This is a genomic window from Janthinobacterium sp. GW458P, from assembly GCF_002127585.1.
GTDB lineage: Bacteria > Pseudomonadota > Gammaproteobacteria > Burkholderiales > Burkholderiaceae_D > Janthinobacterium.
This window is the reverse complement of the sequence record NZ_NEGZ01000100.1, coordinates 1-7,593: the sequence shown is the minus strand read 5'-3', so window position 1 is coordinate 7,593 and position 7,593 is coordinate 1. Positions and strand designations below refer to the sequence as shown.

The window sequence follows — 7,593 nt, the reverse complement described above, 5'->3', positions numbered from 1 at the left end:
CCGAACAGGACCGTGAAACAACTTTGCGCCGATGATAGTGCTGCAACCAGTGTGAAAGTAGGTTATCGTCAGGCTTGTTATTTGGTGAAACAGCCGCCGGCTGTTTCACCTAGAAAAAAACCCGCTCAGCAATGAGCGGGTTTTTTTTCGTCTGGCGATGCTGCAGTTCAATCCCCCCTACAATGCTGGTATGCGCATCCTGATCATTGAAGACAGTCACGATATTCTCGCCAATCTCTATACCTAGGTTGACGACCGCCTCAAGACGGCATCGACTTGCACGTGCTCGCCGGCCGCGATGTGCATGGCGAATTCGTCGTGATCGACCATGCCACTGAATATGAAAAGACCGAACTGGTGGTGTGCAGCATGTTCGCACTGGGTTTTATCGGTTTCCTGATCTGTGCATCGTTGCTGGGCGCCTTCATCGCCAACCGGCTGATCACGCCGATCATGGCGCTGACGCGGGCCGTCGAGACGGAACAGCCATCGTTGCCGTTACAGGATAGCGCCGATGAACTGGGGATACTCTCACGTGCTTTTGCCGGACGTACGGCGCAGTTGGCGGAAGTTCTTGACCGTGAGCGCTTTTTTACAGGCGATGTCAGCCACGAGTTGCGAACGCCGCTGACTGTGATTACAGGAGCGGCGGAAATTCTGCTGGTGCATGGCGGTAGTGCCCCGCTGGTCCATTCCGCCTCGGAGCGTATCTACCGGGCGGCACGTGAGGCCAGCGATTCCGTGACGGTCTTGCTGCACCTGGCCCGCGCGCCGGAATTGCTGACGTGTGCCCCGCTCTCCATGGCTGAACTGGCCCGGCAAGAATGCGTGCGCTATCAATCGTACACGGCCGGCAAGCCGCTGACGCTGGCCTTCGTAGGCGGCGATGATTTTCTCGTCCATGCCCCGCGTAAATTGTTGCGCGCGGCTATTGGCAACCTGGTGCGCAATGCCTGCCAATACACATTGCAGGGCGAAGTCGTCGTACATCTGACGGGACGCGCATTGATCGTTGAAGACACGGGGCCAGGCTTGCCCGAGGCCGCCCGTGCCCGCTCGCTGCGGCAAGCGATCCCGCCAACCTGGGCGGTTCCTCCGGCGCGGGATTGGGACTTGGCCTGGTTCAACGCATTTGCCTGTATCTGGGGGCTACCCTGGTGTTCAGTATCCGTCCTGCGGGCGGCAGCGTGCTGCGTATTGATTTTACGTAAGCCGTAGGCATTGGTTTAACGAAAATTTAACGCGTGGCTAACGTACATTTCATCTTCCTGCTTGTAAGGTGCAGCTTGAAGCGCATCCTGGCCCACTAAGTGTTGATGGTGGGAATCGTCATGTTCTCTTCATGTTGACCCTGTACGATGACTTCCGTGGCCGCTGTCTTGCATGCGGCCGGTTCCTTTCATCTCACCAAGTAAATGCATACACCCATGCTGGCCAAGCTGAAGCTCGTCAAAACACCCAAAGGCATCGATAGCGCATTGATGTTGTCGGCCCTGCTGATTATCTGGATCGGCAACTATACCAACCTCGACCTGACTATCGCGGACAGCATGTTCGATGCCGAGCGCGGGCATTTCTCTGGCAGCCAGAACGTGCTGGCAAGTAACGTCAGTCTCGCCACGAGCGTGTTGGCCGTTGCCGCCATCGTGTTGGCGCTGTGGGATGCCTGGCGCCCGCTGGCATGGCCCGTAGCGCGGCGCACAGCCTTGCGTGTCCTGGCGCTGTCGGCCGTACTGGTGCCTGTGAGCATTTATCTGCTGTCTGCTTTCAGTGGCCTGTCCTGCCCCGGCGATTTGCTCCGTTATGGAGGGATGGAATCATATGCGCGGCTGCTGGAAAGCATGCCGGCGCAGGTATCCGCCATGACTTGCCTGCCAACAATGAAGGCGGGGAGTCCATGGTGGCTGCTGGCCGCGCAGCTGTTCTGGCTGCCCCGGCAACCGCGCATGGCGGTCCTGGTCGCCGCTCTCATGTTGCTGTGCTGCCTGGCGGCCAGTTATTTGCAGCAATTGCAAGGTACGCAGTTTTTCTCGCATGCCTTGTGGTCGGCCTGGATCGCTGCTTTCCTCATTTATCTGCTGTACAGCATGTTCAAGGCCGACGACGCGTTGGCCTGAAACACAAAAGTACGTCACAATCTGCCTGTCGAGTTGTCGTTTCATACAAAAACAGGAGCACCATGAACGAGCAGATTGCGAGAGAAGTGGTATTGGTCCGTGCTATCGAAACGGCCGACCAGAAAAAAGAGGTCCTCAGCGAGGATGACCGCATGTATGCCAGCCGCAGTGCGCGTGAACTTGCGCAGTGGCAAGCTTCGGGCAAGCAGGCCGAAGTCACGGGTGACGATTTCCTGCAGCAGCGTTCCGAGCTGATCATCAAACGCATCACCGAGCGCACGCCCGCCTTCGCGGCGTTCGCGAAGCGCCGCAACGGCATGAAGACCCTGGCGCTGACCTTGCCCTTGCTGGCACTGCTGCTGGGTGCCGGGCTCGACCGCATCACGGATCCCCATCGCGTCGATTTGCTGTCGGCGCCCTTGCTGCTGATCATCGCCTGGAATGTGCTGGTGTACCTGGGCTTGCTGATCTGGATGTGCATTCCTTCGCATGCCCTCGGTTGGCCGAAAGCGGGTCTGGTGCGCCACCTGAGCGTGGGCCGGCTGGCCTTGCCGCGCAAGCTGCCGCACGCATTGTCCACGGGCTTGCTCAGTTTCATGGGGGAGTGGGCGCATCTGAGCGGCAGGCTGACGGCCGCGCGCCTGAGTCGCACCATCCACCTGAGCGCCGCCATGTTTGCCACCGGCGCCGTCGCTTCGCTGTACGCGCGTGGTTTCCTGTCGCAGTATGCGGCAGGCTGGGAAAGCACGTTTTTGAGTGCCAGCCAGGTGCACGGTCTGCTTTCGACCCTGTTTGCGCCGGCCATTGCCCTGTTTCATCTGCAAGGTTTTTCGCTGGCGGAAATCGAAGCGCTGCGTTTCCCGCAAACGACGACCGTCGAAGGCGGCGCGCGGTGGGTGCATTTGTATGCGGCAACGATTTTCCTGCTGGTCGTCGTTCCCCGCCTGATCCTGGCGCTCGGTAACAACTGGCGCGCAGCCCGTCTGGCGAAACACTTTCCGCTTGATCTGGATCAACCGTATTTCCGTAAACTCAATGAAAGCATAGGCGTGGCGACGGGCGGCATGCTGCGTGTCTTGCCGTACAGTTTTACTGTCGATGAGGCGCGCCACAAGGGCCTGGGGCAGATCGCCGTCATCTTGTTTGGCGAGCAGGGCCGCATGATGCTGCGCCCATCGACGTCGTATGGCGAGGAGCCGCAGGAAGTCTTGCGCGGCACGGACCTGAATGATCCGCAGGTCAATATCACGGCCGTGCTGTTCAATCTGACGGCGACACCGGAAAAGGAAAACCACGGCGCTTTCCTTGATTACCTGGCGCAATCATCGACGCGCGGCATCGCCGTCCTCATCGATGAATCCAGCTATCTGGAGCATGCTGGCGAGCAAGCGGACAATGCCGCCCGCCTGGCGGAAAGAATCGCCTTGTGGCGGCAGTTCTGCCAGTTTCACAAAACCACGGCCACGGTGGTCAATTTACTCAATCCAACCCTGCGCCCGCTTGATGCGGGTGTCGGGCTGAAGTTATCGGCAGCAGCATGAGCGTGAACGTAAATAAAGATGTCCAGGAAGATGCGGCGCAGATTCAGTTTGCGCTGATTTCGCATACGAATAATGGCAAGACGACCCTGGCGCGCACGCTGGTAGGTGTGGATATCGGCGAAGTGCGCGATGCCGCCCATGTGACGGTATTTGCGGAATCGCATACCTTGCTGGCCACGCCGCAGGGCGATGCCCTGCAATTGTGGGATACGCCCGGTTTTGGCGACTCCGTGCGCCTGCTCAAGCGCCTGGGGCAATCGGGCAATCCCATCGGCTGGTTCTTGCGCGAAGTGCTGGACCGTTATCGCGACCGCCCATTCTGGCTCAGCCAGCAGGCGCTGCGCACGGCCAGGGACGCGGCCGATGTGGTGCTGTATCTGGTGAATTCCTCGGAGCACCCCAAGGATGCGGGCTACCTGCCGGCGGAAATGAAAATCCTCGAATGGCTGGGCAAACCCGTGGTGGTCTTGCTCAATCAGATGGGGCCGCCTCGTCCGGGCAATGAGGAGCAGGGCGAACAGGCGCGTTGGCGCGAGCATTTGCGGCAATATCCCATCGTGCGCGATGTCCTGGCGCTCGATGCCTTTGCCCGCTGTTGGGTGCATGAGCGCGTGTTTTATGAAGCCGTGGGCAAATTGCTGCCACAGTCGCAGCAGGCCGGCTATGCGCGTTTGTTTGCGACCTGGCAAGCACAGAATACGGCGCGTTTCCAGCAGGCCATGCATTTGCTGGCCACGCAGCTGGCCGTGGCCGGCCAGGATAGCGAAGCGATCGAGCCCGTCTCGAAAGGGCTCTTGAAGTCGGCCTTGCAGGTGGTGGGCATTGGCAAGAATGAAGAGCAGCAACGCCAGGAAAAGGCGATGGCCAACCTGGTGGCGCGGCTGAATACGCGCAGCGGCGAGACCACGCGTGAACTCTTGATCTTGCACAAACTCGATCCGACCGATGCGCATAAGATCAATGCGCGGGTGCGGGAAAATTTCGCCGTGCGCGCACCGATTGACAAGGCGCAAGCGGGCTTGCTGGGCGCCATGATCTCCGGCGCAGCGACGGGGCTGTCAGCCGACCTGATATCCGGTGGCTTGACCTTGGGCACGGGCGCCTTGCTGGGCGGCGTGGTTGGTGCGTTAACGTTCGCTGGTGCCGCCTGGGGATTTAATTCAGGTACGGATCGCAATCAACCCACCATGCAGTTTACCGATGCTTTTCTGCGCACCCTGGTGGTGGCGGGCGTACTGCGTTATCTGGCGGTGGCGCATTTTGGCCGTGGCCGCGGCAATTTCGTTGAAAGCGAAGCCCCGGCCTTTTGGCAGGATGAAGTGGAGCGGGCCGTGGCGCGCCATGATGGCGCATTGCTGGAATTGTGGAAGGACGTCCGCCGGGAAAAAGCGCTGGAGCCGGCTGCCGAGCGCGTTCTGCCTATTATCTCGGCCATTGCGTCCGATACCTTGTCGCGCCTGTATCCGGAGGTGGCGCCTCAAGCCTGAGTCATGCGTCTCGCGCCAGCAGCCATTGTTGCAGAAACTGCACGCAAACCCTCACCTTGGCCGAGTTTGACAGTCGTGATGTAGTGACCGCCCACACATCGGCAGCCTGTTGATATGCAGGCAAGATGCGCACCAGATGGCCTTGCGCCAGGCTGCGGTCCACATCCCAGGCGGAACGCAGGATGATGCCGTGGCCATCGAGCGCCCATTGGCGCACGATTTCGCCATTGTTGGCGGACAGCGGCCCATCGACTTTCACGGTTTCCAGTCCTTGTGGGCCCTGCAGTTTCCAGCGCTGCCCATCCTGGTCCCGTTCGCGAATGACGATGCAATGATGCTCGCGCAATTGCGCCAGGGTAACGGGCACGCCGTGCCGTGCCAGATAGGCGGGCGCGGCGCACAGCACGCGGCTGTTGCTGGCGATACGGTGCGCGATCAGATCGGGCTCGTGAACTACGCCGACCCGGACGTCGAGGTCGAAACCTTCGCCCAGCAGGTCAACGGGACGGTCGAGCAGTTCCAGCTGTATTTTCAGCTCCGGATACTGCCTTGCCAGCTGGGACAGGGCGGGGCCGAGCTGATTGCGGCCGAAGCCGGAACTGGAACAGATGCGCAGCACACCCTGCGGTTGCAGTTTTGACTGCGCCACCGCTTCACCCATTTGTTCGACGTCCTCCAGGATGCGCTGCGCCCATTGCCGCACGATTTCGCCATGATCGGTCACGCTGACCCGGCGCGTGGTCCGGTGCAGCAGGCGCGTCTGTAAAGCCGCTTCCAGCATGCCGATGCGCTTGCTGACGACAGCCTTGGAGATGCCCAGTTCCAGCGCCGTGGCGGCGAAGCTGGTTTTCTGGGCGACCAGGCAAAACAGGCGTAAATCTTCGAGCTGCGGCGTATGGTTCATCAATTGTTCACGAAGTGTGGATGCTTGGGTTGCAAATGACATGATTGTATTCTGATGTCGCGCTAGTATCATCAATGCATCCCTATAGTTCAACAGGAGAATGTCATGGCTACACACAGAATCGCAGTCATCGCTGGTGATGGCATCGGCAATGAAGTCATGCCGGAGGGCTTGCGTGTCGTCGAGGCCGCAGCGCGCCGCTTCAATATCGAGTTGCAGTTCACTACCATGGAGTGGGCGAATTGCGACTATTACCTGGAGCATGGGCAAATGATGCCCCTGGACTGGTTTGCCCAGCTTAAGGATTTCGACGCCATTTATTTTGGCGCCGTGGGCTGGCCGGACAAGGTGCCCGACCATATCTCCTTATGGGGATCGCTGTTGAAATTCCGGCGTGAATTCGACGAGTACGTCAATTTGCGGCCCGTACGGCTGATGCCGGGCGTACCTTGTCCGTTGGCGAATAAAAAGCCGGGCGATATCGACTTTTATGTCGTGCGTGAAAATACGGAAGGAGAATATTCGTCCGTGGGCGGGCGTATGTTCGAGGGGACAGAGCGCGAAACGGTGCTGCAGGAATCCGTGTTTACGCGCAAGGGTGTCGATCGCATCCTGAAGTATGCGTTTGAGCTGGCGCAAAGCCGGCCTAAAAAACACCTGACATCGGCGACCAAGTCGAATGGTATTGCGATCAGCATGCCATTCTGGGATGAGCGGGTGGAAGCCATGGCGCCGGAATTTCCCGATGTGCGCTGGGATAAATACCATATCGACATACTTGCGGCCCGTTTTGTGCTCAGCCCCGAGCGTTTCGACGTGGTGGTCGCGTCGAATCTGTTTGGCGACATCCTGTCCGACCTGGGCCCCGCGTGTACGGGCACGATCGCCATTGCGCCGTCGGCCAATATCAATCCGGAACGCACTTTCCCTTCCGTCTTCGAACCGGTACACGGGTCTGCCCCAGATATCTATGGCCGGAATATTGCCAACCCCATCGGCATGATCTGGTCGGGCGCCATGATGCTCGATTTCCTCGGCAATGGCGATGCCCATTACACGGCGGCGCACGACGCGATCTTGCACGCCATTGAACAGGTGCTCGAGCATGGACCGCGTACGCCGGACATGGGAGGCGGCGCCAGTACGACCGATGTCGGCATGGCAGTTGCAGCATTGCTGAAATAAAGCTTGCCGCCCATGGGGGGCTTTGCTATAGTTCGCCTCCCCAATGAGGCGCTGCAGTTTGCAAAACAACGGGATCACTGGAAACGGTGAAGGTAGTAAAAAAGAGGGTTGACGGATTTAGCGAAACGCTTCATACTCTTCCTTCTTCGCAGCTGACAAACACAACGCTTTGTCGATAGCGCGAAAGCAGTACCGAATACAGTTCTTTAACAATTAACAGTCGATAAGTGTGGACATTTGATGTAGTGCAGCGCCGATCTTCGGATTGGCGTCATACTTAAAATATCAAATGTTCACGAAGAAATAAATGAAATAGGACGCTTCGCAAGAAGTGGCCTGTCAGTTGTTTTTGAGTGAGC

General features: G+C 58.9%; 6 protein-coding genes. 5 read left to right on the top strand and 1 reads right to left on the bottom strand.

Going from position 1 to position 7,593, the window contains the following annotated elements; translation table 11 throughout:
• Nucleotides 1-282 precede the first annotated feature (282 nt).
• From CBW50_RS27585 to CBW50_RS27570, 4 genes are all read left to right on the top strand, one after another.
• A complete protein-coding gene (locus CBW50_RS27585; protein ID WP_253252016.1) occupies nucleotides 283-1,218 on the top strand; it encodes a HAMP domain-containing sensor histidine kinase in 936 nt (311 codons plus the stop codon).
• Nucleotides 1,219-1,427: 209 nt separating this feature from the next.
• Entirely contained in the window at nucleotides 1,428-2,117 is a 690-nt protein-coding gene (locus CBW50_RS27580) for a hypothetical protein (RefSeq protein ID WP_086148456.1), read from the top strand.
• A 62-nt stretch (nucleotides 2,118-2,179) separates the two neighbouring features.
• On the top strand, nucleotides 2,180-3,658 hold the full coding sequence (locus CBW50_RS27575; protein ID WP_086148455.1) for a DUF2868 domain-containing protein: 1,479 nt from the start codon (nucleotides 2,180-2,182) through the stop codon (nucleotides 3,656-3,658).
• Entirely contained in the window at nucleotides 3,655-5,145 is a 1,491-nt protein-coding gene (locus CBW50_RS27570) for a DUF3482 domain-containing protein (protein WP_086148454.1), read from the top strand. The genes CBW50_RS27575 and CBW50_RS27570 overlap by 4 nt, the downstream gene beginning before the upstream one ends.
• A 1-nt stretch (nucleotide 5,146) precedes the next feature.
• On the opposite strand, the gene CBW50_RS27565 is transcribed toward CBW50_RS27570, so the two are convergent.
• Nucleotides 5,147-6,049, bottom strand: coding sequence for a LysR family transcriptional regulator (locus CBW50_RS27565; protein ID WP_086148453.1), 903 nt, complete (start codon nucleotides 6,047-6,049; stop codon nucleotides 5,147-5,149).
• 105 nt (nucleotides 6,050-6,154) lie between these two features.
• On the opposite strand from CBW50_RS27565, the gene CBW50_RS27560 reads away from it, so the two are divergent.
• A complete protein-coding gene (locus CBW50_RS27560) occupies nucleotides 6,155-7,234 on the top strand; it encodes a tartrate dehydrogenase (RefSeq protein WP_086148452.1) in 1,080 nt (359 codons plus the stop codon).
• Nucleotides 7,235-7,593 lie beyond the last annotated feature (359 nt).